Annotated in this window: 18 protein-coding genes; 11 read left to right on the forward strand and 7 right to left on the reverse strand. The window is 73.4% G+C overall.

The window, feature by feature from the left end; all coding sequences use genetic code 11:
- Positions 1-64 precede the first annotated feature (64 nt).
- From CHF16_RS10085 to pdhA, 6 genes are all read right to left on the reverse strand, one after another.
- On the reverse strand, positions 65-1,486 hold the full coding sequence (locus tag CHF16_RS10085) for a hypothetical protein (RefSeq protein WP_089325679.1): 1,422 nt from the start codon (positions 1,484-1,486) through the stop codon (positions 65-67).
- The gene (locus CHF16_RS10090; protein ID WP_218826614.1) at positions 1,483-2,838 is read right to left on the reverse strand and encodes a tetratricopeptide repeat protein; all 1,356 of its coding nucleotides are present in this window, start codon (positions 2,836-2,838) and stop codon (positions 1,483-1,485) included. The genes CHF16_RS10085 and CHF16_RS10090 overlap by 4 nt, the downstream gene beginning before the upstream one ends.
- Positions 2,796-4,349 carry a DUF4331 domain-containing protein gene (locus tag CHF16_RS10095; RefSeq protein ID WP_089325680.1) on the reverse strand — a complete coding sequence of 518 codons (1,554 nt, stop codon included), beginning with the start codon at positions 4,347-4,349 and terminating at the stop codon, positions 2,796-2,798. The genes CHF16_RS10090 and CHF16_RS10095 overlap by 43 nt, the downstream gene beginning before the upstream one ends.
- Positions 4,350-4,579: 230 nt before the next feature.
- Positions 4,580-5,911 carry a dihydrolipoamide acetyltransferase family protein gene (locus CHF16_RS10100; protein WP_089325681.1) on the reverse strand — a complete coding sequence of 444 codons (1,332 nt, stop codon included), beginning with the start codon at positions 5,909-5,911 and terminating at the stop codon, positions 4,580-4,582.
- Positions 5,908-6,924, reverse strand: a complete 1,017-nt coding sequence (locus tag CHF16_RS10105) for an alpha-ketoacid dehydrogenase subunit beta (RefSeq protein WP_089325682.1) — start codon at positions 6,922-6,924, stop codon at positions 5,908-5,910. The genes CHF16_RS10100 and CHF16_RS10105 overlap by 4 nt, the downstream gene beginning before the upstream one ends.
- Before the next feature lie 11 nt (positions 6,925-6,935).
- Positions 6,936-8,051 (reverse strand): pyruvate dehydrogenase (acetyl-transferring) E1 component subunit alpha, encoded by a 1,116-nt coding sequence (gene pdhA, locus CHF16_RS10110; protein WP_089325683.1) that lies wholly within the window; start codon positions 8,049-8,051, stop codon positions 6,936-6,938.
- A 150-nt stretch (positions 8,052-8,201) separates the two neighbouring features.
- Between pdhA and CHF16_RS10115 the strand changes: the two genes are divergently transcribed.
- A complete protein-coding gene (locus CHF16_RS10115) occupies positions 8,202-8,834 on the forward strand; it encodes a GntR family transcriptional regulator (protein WP_245868332.1) in 633 nt (210 codons plus the stop codon).
- Between the two features lie 52 nt (positions 8,835-8,886).
- Here the strand turns inward: CHF16_RS10115 and CHF16_RS10120 are convergent, their stop codons facing one another.
- Complete coding sequence (locus CHF16_RS10120; protein WP_089325685.1) at positions 8,887-9,576, reverse strand: GntR family transcriptional regulator; 690 nt, start codon at positions 9,574-9,576, stop codon at positions 8,887-8,889.
- A 127-nt stretch (positions 9,577-9,703) separates the two neighbouring features.
- Here CHF16_RS10120 and CHF16_RS10125 point away from each other — a divergent pair, with 127 nt between their 5' ends.
- From CHF16_RS10125 to CHF16_RS10170, 10 genes are all read left to right on the forward strand, one after another.
- On the forward strand, positions 9,704-10,933 hold the full coding sequence (locus tag CHF16_RS10125; protein WP_089325686.1) for an NRAMP family divalent metal transporter: 1,230 nt from the start codon (positions 9,704-9,706) through the stop codon (positions 10,931-10,933).
- Positions 10,934-10,936: 3 nt separating this feature from the next.
- Positions 10,937-11,545 carry a 5-oxoprolinase subunit B family protein gene (locus tag CHF16_RS10130; protein WP_089325687.1) on the forward strand — a complete coding sequence of 203 codons (609 nt, stop codon included), beginning with the start codon at positions 10,937-10,939 and terminating at the stop codon, positions 11,543-11,545.
- Positions 11,542-12,432 carry a 5-oxoprolinase subunit C family protein gene (locus tag CHF16_RS10135; RefSeq protein WP_089325688.1) on the forward strand — a complete coding sequence of 297 codons (891 nt, stop codon included), beginning with the start codon at positions 11,542-11,544 and terminating at the stop codon, positions 12,430-12,432. Before CHF16_RS10130 ends, CHF16_RS10135 begins: the two co-directional genes overlap by 4 nt.
- Complete coding sequence (locus tag CHF16_RS10140) at positions 12,429-13,220, forward strand: putative hydro-lyase (RefSeq protein WP_089325689.1); 792 nt, start codon at positions 12,429-12,431, stop codon at positions 13,218-13,220. The genes CHF16_RS10135 and CHF16_RS10140 overlap by 4 nt, the downstream gene beginning before the upstream one ends.
- A gap of 20 nt (positions 13,221-13,240) precedes the next feature.
- Complete coding sequence (locus CHF16_RS10145) at positions 13,241-14,578, forward strand: protein kinase domain-containing protein (RefSeq protein ID WP_089325690.1); 1,338 nt, start codon at positions 13,241-13,243, stop codon at positions 14,576-14,578.
- A gap of 199 nt (positions 14,579-14,777) precedes the next feature.
- A complete protein-coding gene (locus CHF16_RS10150) occupies positions 14,778-16,064 on the forward strand; it encodes an ABC transporter substrate-binding protein (RefSeq protein ID WP_089325691.1) in 1,287 nt (428 codons plus the stop codon).
- Positions 16,061-16,975 (forward strand): carbohydrate ABC transporter permease, encoded by a 915-nt coding sequence (locus CHF16_RS10155; protein ID WP_179271463.1) that lies wholly within the window; start codon positions 16,061-16,063, stop codon positions 16,973-16,975. The genes CHF16_RS10150 and CHF16_RS10155 overlap by 4 nt, the downstream gene beginning before the upstream one ends.
- Complete coding sequence (locus tag CHF16_RS10160) at positions 16,972-17,859, forward strand: carbohydrate ABC transporter permease (protein ID WP_089325692.1); 888 nt, start codon at positions 16,972-16,974, stop codon at positions 17,857-17,859. The genes CHF16_RS10155 and CHF16_RS10160 overlap by 4 nt, the downstream gene beginning before the upstream one ends.
- A complete protein-coding gene (yicI, locus tag CHF16_RS10165) occupies positions 17,859-20,150 on the forward strand; it encodes an alpha-xylosidase (RefSeq protein ID WP_089325693.1) in 2,292 nt (763 codons plus the stop codon). Before CHF16_RS10160 ends, yicI begins: the two co-directional genes overlap by 1 nt.
- Positions 20,150-21,517 (forward strand): GH1 family beta-glucosidase, encoded by a 1,368-nt coding sequence (locus CHF16_RS10170; protein WP_089325694.1) that lies wholly within the window; start codon positions 20,150-20,152, stop codon positions 21,515-21,517. The genes yicI and CHF16_RS10170 overlap by 1 nt, the downstream gene beginning before the upstream one ends.
- Positions 21,518-21,531: the final 14 nt, after the last annotated feature.

Here is a 21,531-nt window from a genome sequence, read left to right on the forward strand (position 1 = left end):
CCGCGCTCCCCTCGGTGGCCCGCCTCTTCGGCGCCGCGGACCGGGCGCCGCCTCGGACCGGACGTCATGGGACGAGTCCGCGCAGCGTCAGCCCGAGCCCGAGGAGGACGACCGCCGCGGACGTCCCTACGGGCATCATCCCGCTCGGCAGCCGCGGGCGCATGGCCGGAATGCGCCGCGTCAGCGCGCGGCCGGATCCGGCGACGAGCGCGCCGACCGCCGCGAGCGCGGCGGCGAGGCCGAGCCCGTAGGCGAGGACGAGCACGACCCCGAACCAGGCCCGCCCGATCGCCGCGCCGCCGACCAGCACCACCACGGCGGACGGGCTCGGCACCATGCCGCCCGCGAGGCCCATGAGCACGATCCCGCCCCGTCGCGAACGCGCCTCCCCGTGGCCGTGCCCATGCCCGTGTCCGTGCCCGTGGCTGTGCGGATCTCCGTGGCCGTGCGCGTGGGGATGGCGGCGGTTGCGGAGGGCGCGGCGCAGCAAAACGATGCCCGCCGCCGTCACGAGGACGCCGCCCGCCGCGCCGAGCCAGGAGAACAGCGCGTCCGGCGCGAGGACCGTCCCCGTCGTCACCAGCACGCCGAGCGCCAGCACCCCGGCGGTGTGGGTGAGCGCGACCGTGAGTCCCAGCGTGAGGACGTCCCGCGCCCGCCGCCGCCCGTCCCCGATCGCGTGCGCGGCCATGATCGTCTTGCCGTGCCCGGGTGCGAGCGCGTGCAGGGCGCCGAGCAGCAGCGCGATCAGGAAGGCGAGCGCGGCGAACCCGGGCGTGAGGTCCCGGCGGGCGACCAGGGCCGTGAACCGCTGCGTGAGACCGTCCGCGCCGCGCGGCAGCAGCCGCTCCGGACCGCCGGACGCCCCGCCGCCGGACGCCCCGCCACCGGAAGCGGGCGCGGCGAGCGGCGGCCCGCCCGCCCGGACGGTGAACGCCGCCGACCGCCGGTCGGGCGGGGAGGCGAGCAGGTCCGCCGGGTAGGCGGTGAGGCGGCGGCTGGCGGAGGTCTCCGGCACGTCGGACGCGGCCAGCGTCATCCGGTCGCCCCGCGCGGTGATCTCCCGCCAGCCGGTCCGGCCGTCCGTCCCGGCGTTCCGGAAGGAGACGGCGCCGGCCCCGGCGGGCGCGGTGACGCGGCATTCGAGGCGCAGCGTCGGCAGGCCCGCCTGCCCGCGCGGCGCCGTCGCGGACGCCGCCGCCACGGACGCGGGGACGGTGCGGCCGTCCACCGTGATCCGCATGGCCGAGGCGGCCCGCCGGCAGGCCCCGGCCGCCCAGGCGGACAGCTCGGCGGGGGACGGGCGGCCGTCGCGGTCGGCGTCCACCTCCGGCATGGCCTGCGCGGCGGGGATCTCCGCGAGGTCCTCGACGTGGTCGACGCGCAGCTCGTGCGGGGTCGCGACGAGCCCGTCGTATTCGTTGGCGGAGAAGTTCCCCAGCGGGTGCGCCGCCAGCAGCCCGGCGGCGATCACGGCGGCGATCACGGTGCGCCTCCCAGGTCGTCCAGAGCGGCCCTGGCCCGCGGCGCCCACAGCGGGGAGAACCTCGGGTTGAGGTCGAGGGCGGCGGCCAGGTCGCGCCGCGCGGCGGTGTGCTTCCCGGCGGCCTTCTCGATGGCGCCGAGATGGAAGCGGAACAGCGGGCTGCGGTATCCGGTCGCGGTCGCCTGCCGGGCGTAGCGCAGCGCCTCCGCGTGGCGCCCGTTGACGTGCAGGGCCCAGGCCAGCGCGTCGGCCGCGTGCACGCTGCACTGCCGGACTCCGGGGCCGGGGCAGCGCCGCTCGTACTCGGCCCGCGCCGCCCGGAGCGCCGCCTTCGGGTCGCCGTGGTCGGCCTCGGCCAGCGCGATCTCCAGGTCGGCGGTGACTCCGTTCGCCTGGGCGATCCGCGTCCACGCCGCCGCGACCGCGTACTGCCGCTCCGCCTCGGCGCGCCGTCCCGCCGACTCCAGCAGCTCGCCGTACTCGGTCAGGTGGCGCGGCAGCGGCAGCCGCCGGACGGTCTCGGCCCGGTCTTCGAGCGCGCCCGCGACGTCGCCCCGCGCGGCCCGGACGCGGGCGCGCCCGTCCAGCGCGGGCAGGTGGCCGGGCGACGCGCGCAGCGCCGCCGCGTACTCGCGGCCGGCCCGCCCGAGGTCGCCGTCGTTCCAGGCCAGCTCGCCGAGCTGCACCGCGATGTAGGCGAGGTCGCCGCGGTCGGCGGCCGACGCGCGGGCCAGCTCCAGGACCCGCCGCGCCTCGCGCACCTCACCGCGCAGCTCCCGCACGTACGCCAGGCGCGTGAACACCGGGACGCCGGGGCGGACGGAGTCGGCGCGCCGGGCGGCGGCAAGAGCCTCGCCGTAGCGGCCCAGTTCGACGAGCGCGTCCACCCGGACGGCGGCCGCGCGCTGCCCGTACGGGTTCGCCGCGAGCGCCCGGTCCGCGTACCGCAGCGCCCCGTGGAAGTCGTGCCGGGCCGCCGCCAGCGCGCCGAGCCCGGCGAGCGCGCCGTCGCCGCCGGGCGCCTCCCGCAGGGAGCGCCGCAGCGCGTCGTCCGCCTTCGGGTAGTAGGTCGGGTCGCCGGTGACCCGGGCCTGCTCGACGTAGGCGGCGCCCAGCGCGGCCCAGCCCGACGCGTCGCGCGGCTGCTCGCGGAGCCGCGCCTGCAACCCGGCGATGCCGGAGCCGGGGGCCCCGGCCGGCCGGGCCTGCGCGGCGGGCGCACGGGACGGGCGGCCGAAGGCGACCGCCGATCCGAGCGTCAGCGCCGCGGCCAGCCCGGCGGCCGAGACTACGGCGAGGAGGGCGCGCATCAGATGCCGCGCCGTCCCGCCGCGGGGCGCCGGCGCCGCCACCACAGCAGCCCGCCGGCCAGCGCGCCCGCCCCGGCGCCCGCCAGCGCCGCGACCGGAAGCGTCGAGAGCGGCCCGCCGCCGTCCGGCTCGGGAGCGTCCTCGACCGCGCCCGCGTTGAGCAGGTTCACCTGCTCGCCGTCCTTCTTCGCGGAGGTGCCGGACGCCCGCGCACCGGACCGGCCGGCGCCGCGCACGTCCGAGCCGGAGTGCGGCAGCGCGACGTACGGGAATGCCTTGCCGAACGCGGCGTCGTTGGTGTTGACGGCGTCGCCCAGATCGTTCTTCGTGCCGAGCAGCTCGCCCTCGACGGCCTGGAGCTCGATGTCGACGACGTCGTCGGTGAGCCGGCGGCCGTTCGGGAAGCCCGCGGTGTCGCCGCCGAGCACGCCGAGCCGGTCGGGCTTCGCGGCCGGCCTGATGGAGGTGTTGAGCCGCAGCAGCTCGGCCGGCCGGACGCGGGCCGGCTTGTTCAGCCCCGGTACCCCGGTCAGGAACGCCTGGACGAGGTCCTGGCGCGGCCCGGGCGGCGCCGGGATCTTGTAGATCTTCTCGATCAGCTTCGGCAGCTCCGGATCGGTGACGAACCCGGCGAACTGCGCGTCCTGCCAGGGGGTGGACGCGTTGAAGGCGTCCTTGCGGCCGCGCGGGATGACGACCTCGTTCACCAGCGGGCTCCCGAGCCGCGAGACCTGCGTGTACTGCCCGGACGCGGTGAGCCGCGACACCGTCGAGTTCACCCCGATGACGGGGTCCTTCCCCGCGACGAGATGCCGCGTCGGCACCTGCACGGCGATGGTGTTGACGTTGTAGCCGCGCAGGGTGTCGTTGCCGACCTCCTTGAGGTTCGCCCCGTAGAGCAGGTCGAACACGCGCAGGTCGAGGAAGAACGAGTCGTCGGCCTGCCCGGCGAACGACGCCACCCCGTCGCCCGCCGCCCGGACCGCCTGCGCGCGCAGGGCCGCGTAGTCCGGCATCGACGCCTTGCCCACGTTGGACGGTGCGACCGGCGCGTTCCCGGCGAGCCGGTGGACGCTGCGCACGTTCCCGTCCGTGCGCCGGATCAGCGTCAGGTCGTAGGTCTGGGTGAAGTTGAGGTCCGGGTCGTCGAGGCTCGTCACGGGCCCGGTGTTGTAGAGGAACGTGTCCGGGTTCCTCAGCCGGTCGTGGAACCGGAACCGGTAAGTGAGGTCCGGCAGCGAGTCGCCGTCGTTGTCGATGTTGAGGTCGTAGCGTGCGTCGCGGGCGAACTTGGAGAAGTTGGGCCCGCCGGCCGGGTCCTGGAACGGGATGAAGTTGGCGATCAGCGTTGTCGTGTCCGGCTTGTCCGGGCTGACGAACGCGTAGACGTCGGTGTTGTCGTACTGCGGCTGCCCGGAGATGAGCGGCGCCTCGCGGTGGCTGGACGCGGTGCCCGGCCTCGGCGCGAGCCCGGCGGACGCGCTCGCCAGCAGCAGGCCCCCGGCGGCTGCCAGCGCGGCGACCCGCGCCCTGGACGTCTGGAGTGTCGGCATCGTGAACCCCTGCCCGGTCCCGGATGCCCGCCGCGGCGGCGCCGGTCCGTCGGCGCTGGGCCAGATCTGCCGCGACGCCGGATCGACCGGTCTCTTCGCCTTGCCCGCCCCTTCTTCGCGGGCCGCCGCCGATCTGATCGGTCCGCTTCGCGCGGTGGCCGGATACGGCCACGCCCCGAACCGCGAAGGGCCTCCCGCCGACCGGCGGGAGGCCCTTGGAGCGCGTACCGCTACGCGACGATCAGCAGCGGGTTCTGCAGCAGTTCGGCCAGGCGGGCGAGGAACCGCGCGGCCGTCGCCCCGTCGGTGGCCCGGTGGTCGACCGACAGCGTCACCGCCATGCGCTTGCCGGGGACGACCTCCCCGTCCCGGACGACGGGCTCGTCCCGCACGGCGCCGACGGCGAGGATCGCCGCCTCCGGCGGGTTGATCACCGCGGAGAACGAGTCGACCCCGAACATGCCGAGGTTGCTGACGCTGAACGTGCCGCCGCTCATCTCGTTGAGGGTGAGCTTGCCGTCGCGGGCCTTGCCGGCCAGCTCGCGGCTCTCCGCGCCGATCTGGGAGACGCTCTTGCGGTCGGCGTCCTTCACGACGGGGACGACGAGTCCGTCCTCCACGGCGACGGCGATGCCGACGTGGATCCGCTTGTGGAAGAGCAGGTTCTCCTCGGTGTAGGAGACGTTGACCGCCGGGTGCTCGCGCAGCGCGGTCGCGACCGCCTTGACGATCAGGTCGTTCACGCTGACCTTGGCCGGGGCGAGCGCCTCGTTCAGGGTCTTGCGGAACGCCAGCAGCGCCTCGGCGTCCACCTCGCGGTTGAGGTAGAAGTGCGGGGCGTTGCGCTTGCTCTCGGTCAGCCGCTTGGCCGCGACCTTGCGGAAGCGGTTCAGCGGGACGGCCTCGACGTCCTCGTCCGCCGGGCCCGCCTGGGCGGCGGCCGGAGCGGACGGGGCGGACGGCGCCGGGGCGGCCGGTGCGGGGGCGGCGGGAGCCTCGGCCGCCGGGGCCGCGGCCGTGCCGCCGGCGCGGATCGCGGCCTCGATGTCGGCGCGGACGATGCGCCCGCCCGGCCCCGACCCGGACAGCGTCGCGAGGTCGATGCCGTGGTCGCGGGCCAGCCGGCGCGCCAGCGGCGACGATGGCGGGCGCGTCGCCGCGGAGCGCTCCGGTGTGCGCGCGGGCGCGGCGGCCGGTGCCGGAGCGGCGGATTCGGCGGGCGCCGGCTCCGGCTTCGACTCGGCCTTGGCCTCAGGTTCGGCCTCTGCCTCGGCCTTCGCCTCCGGCTCGGCGGCGGGCTCCGCCTTCGCGGCGGGCTTGGCGCCCCCCGCCGGGGCGATCCGGGCGATCGGCGCGCCGATCGCGGCGGACTCGCCCTCGGGGACGAGGATCTCCTCCAGCACGCCGGCCTCGTAGGCCTCGTACTCCATGACCGCCTTGTCGGTCTCGATGTCGACGATGACGTCGCCGACCGCCACCTCGTCCCCCGGCTGCTTCTGCCAGGAGCTGATGACGCCCTCCTCCATGGTGTCGGAGAGGCGGGGCATGAGGATCTCGGTCATGAAACGTTCTCCAGAACCGGGCGGCCGGTCGCGCGGAGCGTGTCGCGGACGGCGGTGAGCAGGGACTCGGCGGACGGCAGCGCCGCCGACTCCAGGGACTTGGCGTAGGGGAGCGGCACCTCGGCCATCGCCACGCGGCGGACCGGGGCGTCCAGCCAGTCGAACGCGCCCTCCTGGATGGTCGCGGCGATCTCCGCGCCGATGCCGTAGGTGAGCCAGTCGTCCTCGGCGACGACCGCGCAGCCGGTCTTGCGGACCGACTCCACGATGGTCGCCCGGTCGAGCGGGCGCAGGCTGCGCAGGTCGACGACCTCCGCGGACACGCCCTCGGCGGCGAGCTTCTCGGCGACCTCGCCGGCGACCCGCGCCATCCGCGAGTAGCCGATGATCGTGATGTCGGTGCCCTCCCGGGTGACGCCGGCGCGGCCGATCTCGGTCGGCTCCACGTCCTCGATCTCGCCGGGGATCTCGCCCTTGGTGTTGTAGAGGGCGAGGTTCTCCAGGAACAGCACGGGGTCGTCGTCGCGGATCGCGGCCTTCAGCATCGCCGACGCCTCGGCGGGCGTGGACGGCGCGACGACCTTCAGCCCGGGGATGAACGAGTAGAACAGCTCGACGTTCTGCGAGTGGGTGGCGCCGAGCTGCTGCCCGCCGCCGCCCGGCGTGCGGATCACCATCGGGACGCTGGCCTGCCCGCCGAACATGCCGTAGATCTTCGCGGCGTGGTTGACGATCTGGTCCAGCGCGAGCAGCGAGAAGTTGATCGTCATGATCTCCACGACGGGGCGCAGGCCGAGCATCGCGGCGCCGATCGCGGCGCCGACGAAGCCCTCCTCGGCGATGGGGGTGTCGCGCACGCGCTTGGGCCCGAACTCCTTCAGCAGCCCTTCGGTGATCTTGTACGAGCCCTCGAACAGCCCGATCTCCTCGCCCATCAGCAGGACGTTCTCGTCCCGCAGCATCTCGGCGCGGAGGGTGTCCCGGAGGGCCTGGCGGTAGGTCACGGTTGCCATGGGGGTGCCTCTCAGGAACGGAAGACGGGGTCGGCGGGGAACCGGTGCAGGTCGCCCGGGACCGGGGTCGCGTAGGTGTAGTCGAACAGCGTGGAGATCTCGGGCGCGGGGCTCTCGTCGGCGAAGGCGGCGGCCTCGTCGACCTCGGCGGTGACCTCCGCGTCGAGGCGGTCGCGGTCCTCGTGGGAGAGGATCCCGGCCTCCTCCAGCTCCAGCGCCATCTTCGCCAGGGGGTCGGCGGCCTTCAGGGCCTCCTTCTCCTCCTTGCTCCGGTAGCGGGCCGGGTCGACGACCGAGTGGCCCTTGAGCCGGGGGCTGAGGGTCTCCAGCAGGTAGGGGCGGCTCTCGGCGCGGGCCCGCTCGACGGCGACCCGCGCGGCGTCGCGCACCGCCACGACGTCGGAGCCGTCCACGCGGGCGCTCTCCATCCGGTAGGCGGCGCCGCGCTTGTAGAGCTCGGGCTCGGCGGCGGAGTTCTCCACGGTGGTGCCCATACCCAGGCCGTTGTTGATCACAACGAAGACGATGGGGAGGTCCCACAGGCCGGCGATGTTCAGCGACTCGTGGAACGCGCCGATCGCGGCCGTCCCGTCGCCCATCTGGCACATGACGACCTCGTCGCCGCCCTTGTAGGAGACGGCGAGCGCGGCGCCGGTCGCGAGCGGGAGCTGCCCGCCGACGATGCCGTACCCGCCGAGCAGCCGCGTCTCGACGTCGAACAGGTGCATCGAGCCGCCCCAGCCCTTGGACACGCCGGTGGAGCGCCCGTACAGCTCGGCCATGACCCGGTCGGCGCCGATGCCCTTGGCGATCGCGTAGCCGTGCTCGCGGTAGTTCGTGAACAGGTAGTCGGTGGGGCGCAGCGCGGCCATCAGCCCGACGACCGTGGCCTCCTCGCCGAGGTTCAGATGGCAGTAACCGCCGATCTTGGCCTCCGTGTAGGCGCGGGCGGCGCGCTCCTCGAACCGCCTGATCAGCAGCATCTGCCGGTAGTAGCCGACGAGCGTCTCGGCGTCCTCCGCCGGGGCGGTCCCGTTCGGCGGCGGTGCGGCGGACTCCGGCCCGGCGGCCTTGGCGCCGCGCGTCCTCCGGCCCCGCGCCGGAGCGGCCTTGGCGGTCTCAGCCATCGGCGACCTTCCTCTATCCGGGGTAGCGCCGTAGGATCGCCACGACACTCCCGATCATCATTGATCTATGATCGATCATATTCTACGCGGTCAGGATTCGCCTACCCCATCACGAGGTACTTACCCATCGTGGCGCTACGATCGAGTTTCGTGAACACGCCCGCCCAGCTGCTGCGCACCGGACTCGCCGACCAGATCCGCGAGTTCATCGTCGAGGGCATCAGCTCGGGCCGCTGGGAGCCGGGCGAGCGCGTCGTCGAACGCCGGATCGCCGCCGAGCTCGGGGTCAGCCAGGGCCCGGTCCGCGAGGCGCTCCGCCAGCTCGAGGCGCAGCGGCTGATCGAGTCGCTGCCCAACCGCGGCGCCCGCGTCCGCGACTTCACCGAGCGCGACCTCGCCGAGATCTTCCCGGTGCGCGCCGGGCTGGAGCGCACGGCGGTCGAGCTGGCCCTGCCCCGCCTGGCCGGCTGCGTGGACGCCCTGGAGCAGCACAACGAGCGGCTCGCCGCGGCCGCGCGGGACGGCGACCTGCAGGCGCAGATGCGGCTCAGCATCGCCTTCCACCGCGAGATCGTCGAGACGGCCGGGAACCGGCTGCTCGTCTCGGTCTGGGAGGGGCTCGGCATCGAGCTGTGGACGACCCTCTCGCTGCGCCTGCACCACACGGAGATCTACTCCAAGTCGGCCGAGCACGCCGAGCTGATCGAGGCGTTCCGGCGCGGCGACCCCGAGGCGCCGCAGCTCCTGCACGACCACGTCATGAACTACGCGCCCGCGTCCTGAACCGCGCCTTCTGAACCAGACGTCGTGAGGCGCGCCCGCGAGGGGCGGGCCGTCACTCCTGGGCGCGGTACGCCTTGGTGAGCTGCGCCTCGGCGTCGTCGAGGTAGGAGCGCAGCTCCCGCTCGGCCGCCGCGGTCTCGCCCCGCGCGATCAGGTCGTGCAGGCGCCGGTTGCGGGCGAGGTAGGGCTCGTGGAACTCGCGCGGCGAGCCCATCTCGTGGAAGACGAGCCGCATCTCGGCCAGCAGGTGCCGGATCATCTCGTCCACCCGCGGGCTGCCCACCAGCGCGGCGAGGGCCTGGTGGAAGCGGATGTCGGCGGTGCCCACGTCCGCCCAGCGGCCCGCGGCGGCGGCGCGCTCGCCGTCCAGCACGGCGGCCTCCAGCCGGGCGAGCGCCGCCGGCGGGGCCTCCCGCGCGCACCGCACGCCCTCGCACTCCAGGATGCGCCGCACCCGGTACAGGTCGGCGAGGCCGTCGGCGGTGACGCGGCGCACGAACACGCCGCGGTTGAACTCGTGGACGAGCAGCCGCTCCTGGACGAGCAGCCGGAACGCCTCGCGCATCGTGTTGCGGGACACCTTCACGGCGCGGCACAGGTCCTCCTCGGGGAGGCGCGCGCCGGGCACCAGCCGGCCGTCGGTGATCTGCTCGCGGAGCAGATCGGCGACCCGCGCGGCCGTGCTCGACCGGTCCAGGTCGTGCCGTGCCGCCGCGATCTCCTCGAGCCAGGACTCCGCCATCGATCCCTCCCGCCGCGTGGGGGCAAGCGTATCCCATCGGCCGGAAAATCTCTCAACAAGGGGATTGCTGGATTGTTGAACAATCCTTACCCTGACGGAAAGCCGACACCCGAGAAGGGTCACCCCCATGAAGGACCGGACCGCCCTGGACACCCCAGCGGCCCCCTCCGCCCCGTCCCGCCGCGGCGCGCTGCTCGGCGCCATGTTCCTGATGGCCACCAGCGCCATCGGCCCCGGCTTCATCACCCAGACCACCGTGTTCACCGCCAAGCTCGGCGCCGCGTTCGCGTTCGCGATCGTGGTGTCGGTGCTGGTGGACATCGCGATCCAGCTGAACGTGTGGCGCGTCGTCGGCGTGTCCGGCATGCGCGCCCAGGAGCTCGGCAACCGCGTCCTGCCCGGCGCCGGCTACGGCCTCGCCGCCCTGGACGTGTTCGGCGGGCTGGTCTTCAACATCGGCAACATCGCGGGCACCGCGCTCGGGCTGAACGCGCTGCTCGGCCTGGACGTCAAGGTCGGCGGCGGGATCTCCGCGCTGGTCGCCATCGGGATCTTCCTGAGCCGGCGCGCGGGCGTCGCGATGGACCGCATCGTCGTCGTCCTCGGCGCCGCGATGATCCTGCTGACGCTGTACGTCGCGTTCGTGTCCGACCCGCCGCTCGGGGACGCGCTCAAGCAGAGCGTCGCGCCGGAGACCGTCGACTTCCTCGTCATCACCACCCTGATCGGCGGGACGGTCGGCGGCTACATCACCTACGCGGGCGCGCACCGCATGATCGAGTCCGGGCTGACCGGGCCCGGCAGCGTCCGGGAGATCAACCGCAGCGCGGTCACCGGCATCCTCGTCACCGGCCTCATGCGGGTGCTGCTGTTCCTCGCCGTCCTCGGCGTCGTCGCCGGCGGCGTCACCCTCGCCGAGGCAAACGCCCCCGCGTCGGCGTTCGAGCACGCGGCGGGTCAGGCCGGGCTGCGGGTCTTCGGCCTGATCATGTGGTCGGCCGCGATCACCTCGGTCATCGGGGCGTCCTACACCTCGGTGTCGTTCCTCGTCTCGTTCTCCTCGTTCGTCGAGCGGTACCGCAACCGCCTCGTCGTGGCGTTCATCCTGGTCTCCGCGGCCTTCTACCTCGCCATCGGCACCGCGCCGGCCAAGCTGCTCATCCTCGCGGGCGCGCTCAACGGGCTCATCCTGCCGTTCGGGCTCGCGGTGCTGCTGTGGGCCGCCGGCCGCCGCCGCGACCTGCTCGGCGGCTACCGGTACCCGCTGTGGCTGCTCGTCCTCGGCGCCGCGGCCTGGCTGCTCTCGCTCTACCTGGGCTGGAACTCGCTGTCCCAGCTCGACGACCTCTGGAGCTGACGGGTGCGGATCATCCCGAGCGGCGACGCCGCGCTGCTGGTCGAGCTGCCGGACCTCGCGGCCGTGCTGGGCCTGTACGCGGCGCTCGCCGCGTCCCCGCCGCCCGGCGTCGCCGACGTCGTCCCGGCGGCCCGGACGCTGACGCTGCCGCTCGACCCGTCCGCCGACCCGGCCGCGGTGGCCGCCGCCGTGCGCGCCGCCCGGCCGGGCGCGGCGGGCGGCGGCGCCGGGGCCGTCGAGATCCCCGTCGTCTACGACGGCGCCGACCTCGCCGAGGTCGCGGACCGCACCGGCCTCACCCCGGCCGGGGTCGTCGCCGCGCACACCGGTACGCCGTGGCGGGTCGCGTTCACCGGGTTCGCGCCCGGCTTCGGGTACCTGGAGGGCGGCGACCCCCGGCTGGACGTCCCGCGCCGCGCCGCGCCCCGCGTCCGCGTCCCGGCGGGGTCGGTCGGCCTCGCCGGGCGGTTCAGCGGGGTCTACCCGTCCGAGTCACCGGGCGGCTGGCAGCTCATAGGGCGCACGGAGGCCGTCCTATGGGACCTCGACCGCGACCCGCCCGCCCTGCTCCGCCCAGGAGTCACGGTTCGCTTCGTCGATCGGGAACCATGAAGCGCGGTCTGGACGTTCTCGAGACAGGGCCCCTGGCGACAGTCCAGGACATGGGCCGTCCGGGTCACGCGGCGCTCGGTGTGGGGGTGTCGGGCGCCGCTGACCCGGATTCCCTCCGCCTCGCCAACCGCGCCGTGGGCAATCCCGGCGGCACCGCGGCGATCGAGGTCACCTTCGGCGGGCTGCGCGTCCGCTGCCGGGGCGGGGTCTTCGCCGCCGTCACCGGCGCGCCCGCCCCGCTGCTGGTGGACGGCCGCCCCGAGGCGCCCTACACGGTCCTGCACCTCCCGGACGGCGCCGAGCTCCGGATGGGCGTCCCGCCCGCGGGCCTGCGCAGCTACCTGGCGGTGCGCGGCGGGATCGCCGTCCCGCCGGTCCTCGGCTCCCGCGCCACCGACACCCTCGCCGGGCTCGGTCCCGCGCCGCTCAAGCCCGGCGACGTGCTTCCCGTCGGCCCGCCGCCGCGCTCCGCGCCGCAACTGGACGTCCTGCCCGTCCGTCCGCCCGCCGCCGGCGAGGTCGAGCTGCGCGCCGTCCCCGGCCCGCGCGCCGACTGGTTCGCCCCCGGCGCGCTGGACGCGCTCTTCACCGCCGCCTACACGGCGACCAGCGACATCGACCGCGTCGGCATGCGCCTGGACGGGCCCGCGCTGCCCCGCGCCGGACGCGGCGAGCTGCCCAGCGAGGGGACGGTCACCGGGGCGCTGCAGGTCCCGCCGTCCGGGCGGCCCGTGCTGTTCCTCGCCGACCACCCGCTCACCGGCGGGTATCCCGTCATCGCGGTGGTCGCGTCCGCCGACATCGGGCGCGCCGCCCAGATCCGCCCGGGGCAGCGGCTCCGTTTCCGGCCGCATCCCCCACCGCACCTCGGAAAGGACCGACCATGACCGCACCGCTCGACCCGGCCGCGCTCAGCCCGGACCAGGCCAGGGCACTGTTCCGGGCCGGACTGCGCGTCCCCACCTCCGGCTGGTGCGCCGGCTGGACGCAGGCCAACCTGATCAGCGTGCCCCGCGAGGACGCCTACGACCTGCTGCTGTTCGCGCAGCGCAACCCCAAGCCGTGCCCGGTCCTCGACGTCACCGAGCCCGGCGAGACCTCGGCCGGGCTGTTCGCCGGCGACCTGCGCACCGACCTGCCCGGCTACGTCGTCTACGAGCACGGCGAGCCGGTCGCCGAGGTGGCCGACGCGACCGCCTTCTGGCGCGAGGACCTCGTCTCGTTCCTCATCGGGTGCAGCTTCACCTTCGAGGACGCGCTCCGCGAGGCGGGCGTCCCCGTCCGGCACATCGAGCAGAACCGGAACGTCCCGATGTACCGGACGAACCGCATGTGCCGCCGCGCCGGCGCCTTCGGCGGCCCGCTGGTCGTCTCGATGCGCCCGGTCCCCGCCGCGCAGGTCGCCGACGCCGTCCGGGTGACGGCGCGGTACCCGTCCGTCCACGGCGCGCCCGTGCACGTCGGCGACCCGGTCGAGCTCGGCATCGAGGACCTCGGCGCGCCCGACTTCGGCGACCCGGTCGAGGTCCGGGTGGACGAGATCCCGGTGTTCTGGGCGTGCGGCGTGACCCCGCAGGCGGCGGTGATGGCGTCCCGGCCGAAGCTCGCCATCGGGCACGCGCCCGGCCACATGGCGATCACCGACGCCCGCGACGGCAGGTACCTCGTGCCGTGATCCCGGCATAGGCTGCCCCCATGCCCGAGACCGTCGCCCCGGGCGACCTCCTGGGGGAGCGCTACCGCCTGGACCGTCCCGTCGGCGCCGGCGGCATGGCGACCGTGTGGCGCGCGGTCGACCTCGTGCTCGACCGCGCCGTCGCCGTCAAGGTGCCCGGCGAGGGATGGCCCGAGGAGTTCACGCGGCGGCTCCGCCAGGAGGCGAAGGCCGCCGCCGGCCTCACCCACCCCAGCATCACCGGCGTCTACGACTACGGCGAGCACGAGCGCATCCCCTACGTCGTCATGGAGCTGCTGGACGGGGAGAGCCTGGCGGCGCGGCTGGCCCGTGGCCCGCTGCCGTGGCGCGAGGCCGCCGGGATCTGCGCGCGCGTCGCCGACGCGTTGGCCGCCGCCCACGCCGCGGACGTCGTCCACCGCGACATCAAGCCCGCGAACGTGTTCCTCACACCGGTCGGCGTCAAGGTCCTGGACTTCGGCATCGCGTTCACCGGCCCGTCCACGGCCGGCGGCCCGGTGCTCGGCACGCCCGCCTACGTCGCCCCCGAACTCCTGAGCGGCGCGGCCCCGACCTCGGCGGCCGACATCTACTCGCTGGGCGTCGTCCTGAACGAGTGCCTGCGCGACGCCTCCGCGGTTCCGGACGAGGTCACCGCGCTGGTGCGCGACTGCCTCGGTGACGATCCCGGAGCCCGCCCCACCGCGCGGGAGGCGGCGCGCGTCCTGGCGGCGGCGTCGGGCGTCCAGCTGGCGCAGGCGCCGGGGACGGCGCCGCCGCCCCCGCCCGATGACACCGTCCCCCGGCAGCCGACGCGGGTGCTGGACGAGCCGCCGCCCGCGGCCCCTCCGGCGAGCGCGGCCCCTCCGGCGAGGGCGTCCGCCCGGCGGCCGCTGATCGCCGCCGGGGCGGTGGCGGGCGGGATCGCCCTGGTCGCCGCGCTGCTGGCGGCCCTCGCGCCCGACTCGCCCCGCGGTTCCGCCGGGCCGCCGCGCGGTTCCGCCGGGGCGTCGCCCGCGAGCCCGTCGCGTCCGGCGGCCGGGGCGTGCTCGGTCTCCTACCGGGTGGACGGCACCTGGCCGCAGGGCTTCCAGGCGACGGTGCGCATCACGAACCTGGGGGACGGCGCCATCGACGGCTGGCGGCTCGCGTTCGAATTTCCCGACGGCCAGTCGATCACGCAGCTCTGGAACGGCAGCCAGGTGCAGGACGGCGCGTCCGTCACGGTGACGGCGGCCGACTGGAACCGCTCGATCCCGCCCGACGGCACGGCGGAGTTCGGGTTCCTCGGCCGGCAGGACGGCGCCAACGCGGCGCCCACCCGGTTCACCCTCAACGGCGGGGAGTGCGCCGGCTGACCACCGATCATGGGAGCGCTCCCAGGTCGTCCGCGCAGGTCACCCGGCATCCAGGCGGATTGAGGGGCGGCGACCTATTGTGTCCGCCCGCACCGAGGGCTTACGATCCCGGCAATCGAAGCGCTTCGACAGATCGACGCCCCACCCGGCCCAGGACCCGGTTCCCCGCCGGCATCCGTCCCACCCCGGAGGAATTCCCATGTTCAAGGCAGGCAGGAGCGCGGCGGTGCTCGCCGCCCTTGCCGCGGCGGCGCTGTCGCTCACCGCGTGCGGCGGTGACGACGACGGCGGCTCCGGCGGCAAGGAGCTGAAGCTCTGGCACTACGAGGCCCCCGAGAGCGCCATGGGCAAGGCGTGGAACGAGGCCATCAAGGAGTTCGAGGCCACCCACCCCGGCGTCAAGGTCACGTTCGAGGAGAAGGGCTTCGAGCAGATCCAGAAGACCGCGCCGATGGTCCTGAACTCCAAGGACGCGCCGGACCTCATGGAGTACAACAAGGGCAACGCGACCGCCGGCCTCCTCTCCAAGCAGGGACTGCTCACCGACCTCACGTCCGAGGTCGCCAAGCGGGGGTGGGACAAGCTGATCAGTCCCAACGTCCAGGTCACCGCCAAGTACGACGCCAAGGGCACGATGGGCGGCGACACGTGGTTCGGCGTCCCGAACTACGCCGAATATGTCCAGGTCTACTACAACAAGGACCTGTTCAAGAAGAACGGCATCGAGATCCCGACGACGTTCGCGGAGTTCACCGCCGCGATGGACGCCTTCGTCGCGAAGGGCGTCACGCCGCTGACCAACGCGGGCGCCGAGTACATGGCGCACCAGTTCGTCTACCAGCTCGCCCTCGACAAGGCGGACAAGAACTGGGTGGACGCCTACCAGCGCTACACCGGCGAGGTCGACTTCCACGACCCCGCCTGGACCTACGGGGCCACCACCTTCGCCGACTGGGTGAAGAAGGGCTACATCGCCAAGAACTCCGTCAGCCTCAAGGCCGAGGACGCGGGCGTCGCCTTCATGAGCGGCAAGTTCCCGATGATGTTCTCCGGCAGTTGGTGGTTCGGCCGGGTCGCCGCGGAGGCCGAGTTCGACTGGGAGACCCGCGTGTGGCCCGGCGCCAAGACGACGCTCGGCTCCGGCGGCAACCTGTGGGTCGTCCCGAAGGGCTCGAAGAACAAGCAGCTCGCCTACGACTTCATCGACATCACGATGAAGAAGAAGGTGCAGAACATCCTCGGCAACGCGGGCGGCGTCCCGGTCGCGGCCGACCCGTCGGCGATCACCGAGCCGAAGGCCAGGAAGCTCATCGACGACTTCAACGGCCTCGCGCAGTCCGACGGCCTCGCCTACTACCCGGACTGGCCCGTCGCCGGTCTCTACGACGTGTGGGTGTCGCAGACGCAGAAGCTCATGAACGGCGAGTCGCCGGGCAAGGCGCTGGACGGCGTCCAGAAGTCCTACGAGGACGGTCTGCCGAAGTGACGGCGCAGGGCCGCGGCCGGTCGCGGGAGCAGTGGGGCTACCTGCCCTACCTGCTCCCCGGCCTGCTCCTCTTCACCGCCGTCATCGGCGTGCCGTTCCTGATGAACATCGGGACGAGCTTCACCGAGTGGACGGGCGTCGGCACCCCGGAGTGGGTCGGGCTCGCCAACTACCGGGAGCTGGTCCGGGACGGCGACTTCTGGGCGTCCTTCGGGCACAACGCGCTGGTCATCCTCGGGATGGCGGTCGTCCCGACGCTGATCGGGCTGGTGCTGGCCTCGGCCCTGACCGACCTGATCGACCGGCACTTCGGGGCGCGGACCGCGAGCGTGCTGCGCGCCTGCGTCTACCTGCCGCAGGTGCTGCCGATCGTCATCGCGGGCGTGGTGTGGAGCTGGCTGCTGGCCCCCGAGAACGGCGCGGTGAACGCGCTGCTGGACGCGGTCGGGCTCGGCTCGCTCGCGCACGACTGGCTGGGCGACCCGGCGACCGCGCTGTGGAGCGTCCTCGGCGTGATGGTGTGGATCCAGATCGGGTTCCCGCTGGTCATCTTCATGTCGGGGCTGCAGCGGGTCGACCCGTCGCTGTACGAGGCGGCGGAGATCGACGGTGCCACGTGGGCGCGCCGGTTCTGGCACGTCACGGTCCCGCAGATCCGCCCGGAGATCTTCGTGGTGCTGCTCTGGACGACGATCGCCGCGCTGAAGGCGTTCTCGCAGATCTTCGTGCTCACCAAGGGCGGTCCGGGCGGCGCGACCAACGTGCCCGCCTACTACTCGTGGGTCCACTTCTTCGAGAAGTCGGAGGTCGGCTACGGCTCGGCGATCGCGACCGTCCTCACGCTCGTCATCGTCGCGCTCACCGTCGTCTTCCTGCGCATGCAGGCACGTGAGCTCGGGGAGGCCCGATGACCGCGACTCTGACGAAGAGGGCCGGGGCGTCGCCGCGTGCCCGCGAGACCGGGCGCCGGCGCCGCCGGGGGCCGTCCGCCTACGCGGTGCTGGTGGCGCTGACCGCCTTCGCCGGCATCATGCTCATTCCGTTCGTCGTGGTGGTCTTCAACGCGCTGAAGACGCCGGAGGAGTACTCCTCGTCGGGGCCGCTGTCGCCGCCGGACGGCGTCAACCTGGACGCGGTCCGCGCGTTCTGGGAGCGCACCGACTTCGGGAACGTCCTGCTGAACAGCGTGCTGATCAGCGGCTCCGTCGCCGTCCTCGCCGTCCTGCTGTCGGTGCTGAACGCCTACGCGCTCGGCATCGGCCGCATCAAGGGCCGGATGTGGGTGCTGGTGCTGCTCCTCATGGCGAACACGGTGCCGCAGGAGGCGCTCGTCTACCCGCTGTACTACCTGTCGAAGCAGGTCGGCCTGTACGACACCAGGCTCAGCGTGATCATCGTGTTCACGGTGATCCAGTCGGCCTTCGGCACCTACCTGCTGTCGTCGGTGCTGTCGGCGTTCCCGCGTCCGCTGCTGGAGGCCGCCCGGATCGACGGCGCGGGCCGCTGGCAGATCCTCTGGCGCGTGGTCGTCCCGGTGGTGCGCCCGACCCTGTCGGTGCTGCTCGTCTTCTTCTTCGTGTGGACCTGGAACGAGTTCCTGATCCCCATGACCTTCCTGATCTCCAACGAGAACCAGACGGTCTCGGTCGCGCTCGGCGTGCTGCAGGGGCAGCGCCTCATGGACGCCACCATGTCCAGCGCCGCGTCGCTGCTCGGCCTCCTCCCGACCGTCGTCTTCTTCCTCATCTTCCAGCGCACTCTCTCGCGCGGACTCACTGCGGGGGCCATCAAATAATGAAGTTCAGCGACGGCTACTGGATGATGCGCGAAGGTGTGCACGCGTCTCATCCGGTGGAGGTCCTCGACGTCGACGCGGGGGCGCACTCCTTCACGGTGTACGCGCCCGTGCAGAAGATCCGGCACCGGGGCGACCTGCTCAAGGGCCCGGTGGTGACGGTGACCTGCGAGGCGCCGTTGCCGGACGTCATCGGCGTCACGCTCACCCATTTCGCGGGGGAGCGGCGTCGCGGGCCGGACTTCGAGCTGGCCACCGACCCGGGCGGGGAGGTCGCGGTCGACGAGGGGGCCGCGACGCTGACGTCCGGCGCGCTGTCGGTGCGGGTCGGGCGCGGCGAGGGCTGGCGGGTCGACTTCCTCGCGGGCGGGCGGCGGCTGACCGGCAGCGCGCCCAAGGCGCAGGCCGTCATCGACACCGACGACGGGCGGCACTACGTCCGCGAGCAGCTCGACCTCGGCGTCGACCACTTCGTCTACGGGCTCGGGGAGCGGTTCGGGCCGCTGGTGAAGAACGGCCAGTCGGTGGACGTGTGGAACGCCGACGGCGGGACGGCCAGCGAGCAGGCGTACAAGAACGTGCCGTTCTACCTGACGAACGCCGGGTACGGCGTGTTCGTCGACCATCCGGGGCGCGTCTCGTTCGAGGTGGCGTCGGAGGCCGTCGCGCGGACGCAGTTCAGCGTCGAGGGCCAGTCGATGCGGTACTTCGTCATCTACGGGCCGTCGCCGAAGGAGATCCTGCGCAAGTACACCGCGCTGACCGGGCGGCCCGCGCGGCTCCCGGACTGGTCGTTCGGGCTGTGGCTGTCGACGTCGTTCACCACGTCCTATGACGAGGAGACCGTCTCGTCGTTCATCGACGGCATGGCCGAGCGCGACCTGCCGCTCAGCGTGTTCCACTTCGACTGCTTCTGGATGCGCGAGTTCCAGTGGTGCGACTTCGAGTGGGACCCGCGCGTCTTCCCCGACCCGCCGGGCATGCTGCGCCGGCTGCGGGACCGCGGCCTGCGGATCTGCGTGTGGATCAACCCCTACATCGGGCAGCGCTCACCGCTGTTCGAGGAGGGGCGCTCACGCGGCTACCTGCTCATGCGCCCGGACGGGGACGTGTGGCAGTGGGACAAGTGGCAGCCCGGCCTGGCGGTGGTCGACTTCACCAACCCCGAGGCACGGGAATGGTACGCGGGCAAGCTCGAAGCGCTCATGGACATGGGCGTCGACTGCTTCAAGACCGACTTCGGGGAGCGCATCCCGACCGACGTCGTCTACCACGACGGCTCGGACCCGGAGCGGGCGCACAACTACTACACCTTCCTCTACAACCGGACCGTCTTCGACCTGCTCCGCAAGAAGCGGGGCGAGGGCGAGGCGGTGGTGTTCGCCCGGTCCGCGACGGCCGGCGGGCAGCGGTTCCCGGTGCACTGGGGCGGCGACTGCGAGTCGACGTTCGAGGCGATGGGGGAGAGCCTGCGCGGCGGCCTGTCCCTGGGCGCGTCGGGGTTCGGCTACTGGAGCCACGACATCGGCGGCTTCGAGGGGACGCCCGATCCGGGGCTGTTCAAGCGGTGGATCGCGTTCGGGATGCTGTCCTCGCACAGCCGCCTGCACGGCAGCCACTCCTACCGGGTGCCGTGGCTGTTCGACGAGGAGTCGGTGGACGTCCTGCGCGACTTCACCCGGCTGAAGATGCGGCTGATGCCGTACCTGGCCGGTGCCGCGCGGCAGGCGTCCGGGGAGGGCCTGCCGATGATGCGGGCGATGGTCCTGGAGTTCCCCGACGACCCCGCGTGCACGCACCTGGAACGGCAGTACATGCTCGGCGACGACCTGCTCGTGGCGCCGGTGTTCTCGTCCGACGGCGACGTCTCCTACTACGTGCCGGAGGGTGTGTGGACGCACTACCTGACGGGTGAACGGGTCGAAGGCGGCCGGTGGGTCCGCGAACGCCACGGCTTCGACAGCGTGCCGCTGCTCGTCCGGCCGGGTGCGGTCATCCCGGAGGGCGCGGTGCAGGACCGTCCCGACTACGACCACGCGGACGGCGTCACCCTGCGCGTCTACGAGCCGGCCGATGGGTCCACGGTCGTCACCCAGGTCGGCGACGTCGCCTTCACGACCGTGAAAGACGGTGAAAACGTGCGCGTGACCGGCCAGGGAACCTGGAACGTCCTTCTCGTCAACGCGCGCGTAGCGGCCGTAGAGGGCGGCGAGTCTTCCGACCATCCGCACGGTGCTCTCATCAAGGCGACCGGTGACGAGCTGGTCATCACTCTGGCAGAGGAGAACTAATGGGGTTCCCGCAAGGGTTCCTGTGGGGCGCGGCCACCGCCGCCTACCAGATCGAGGGAGCGGCACAGGAGGACGGCCGGGCGCCGTCCATCTGGGACACCTTCAGCCACACGCCGGGCAAGGTCCTCGACGGCGACACCGGTGACGTGGCCACCGACCACTACCACCGGTGGGAGGAGGACATCGCGACGATGGCCGCCCTGGGCATCGGCGCCTACCGGTTCTCGATCTCCTGGTCGCGCGTCCTGCCGGACGGCACGCCCAACCAGAAGGGCCTCGACTTCTACTCCCGGCTGGTCGACGAGCTGCTCAGCCACGGCATCGCTCCCGTCGCGACCCTCTACCACTGGGACCTGCCGCAGGCCCTGGAGGACGCGGGCGGCTGGCCGGAGCGCGACACGGCCCACCGGTTCGCCGACTACGCCGAGCGGATCGGGCGCGTCCTCGGCGACCGCGTCCACACCTGGACGACGCTGAACGAGCCGTGGTGCTCGGCGTTCCTCGGCTACGCGTCCGGCGTGCACGCCCCCGGCCGCACCGAGCCGGCGGCCGCGCTGGCCGCCGCCCACCACCTCAACCTCGCGCACGGCCTCGCGGTCCGGGCGCTGCGCGGGGTGACCCCGCCGTCGGCACGCCACTCGGTGACGCTCAACCTGCACCATCTGCGCGGTGACGCGGAGGCCGTCCGGCAGGTGGACGCGGTCTCCAACCGCGTGTTCCTGGACCCGATGCTGGGCAGGGGTTACCCCGCCGACCTGCTGGACGACACCTCCTCCCTGACCGACTGGAGTTTCGTCCGCGACGGGGACGAGGCCCTCATCGCCGCGCCGCTGGACGTCCTCGGCGTGAACTACTACTCGCCGACCCTCGTCCGGGTGTGGGACGGGACGTCCCCGCGCGCACACGCCGACGGCCACCGGCAGGGCGCGGCGACGCCGTTCGTCGGCTGCGAGCGCGTCGAGTTCGCCGAGCAGCCCGGCCCGTACACGGCGATGGGCTGGCCGATCGACGCGAGCGGCATGGAGGAGCTGCTGCTGCGGCTCCATCGCGAGTACCCCGGCACCCCTCTGATGGTCACTGAGAACGGCGCCGCGTTCGACGACGTCGTGGAGGACGGGCGCGTCCGCGACGAGCGGCGCATCGCCTACCTGCGCGACCACATCGCCGCCGTGGAGCGCGCGTGCGCGGCGGGTGCCGACGTGCGCGGCTACTTCGCCTGGTCGCTGCTCGACAACTTCGAATGGGCGTACGGCTACTCCAAGCGCTTCGGCCTCGTCCGCGTCGACTACCCGACCGGCCGGCGCACCTGGAAGGACAGCGCGCACTGGTACCGGGACACGATCGCGACGCACCGCGGGAGCGCCTGACGATGGACCGGGAG

The sequence above is a fragment of the Actinomadura meyerae genome (genome assembly GCF_900188445.1).
Taxonomy (GTDB): domain Bacteria; phylum Actinomycetota; class Actinomycetes; order Streptosporangiales; family Streptosporangiaceae; genus Spirillospora; species Spirillospora meyerae.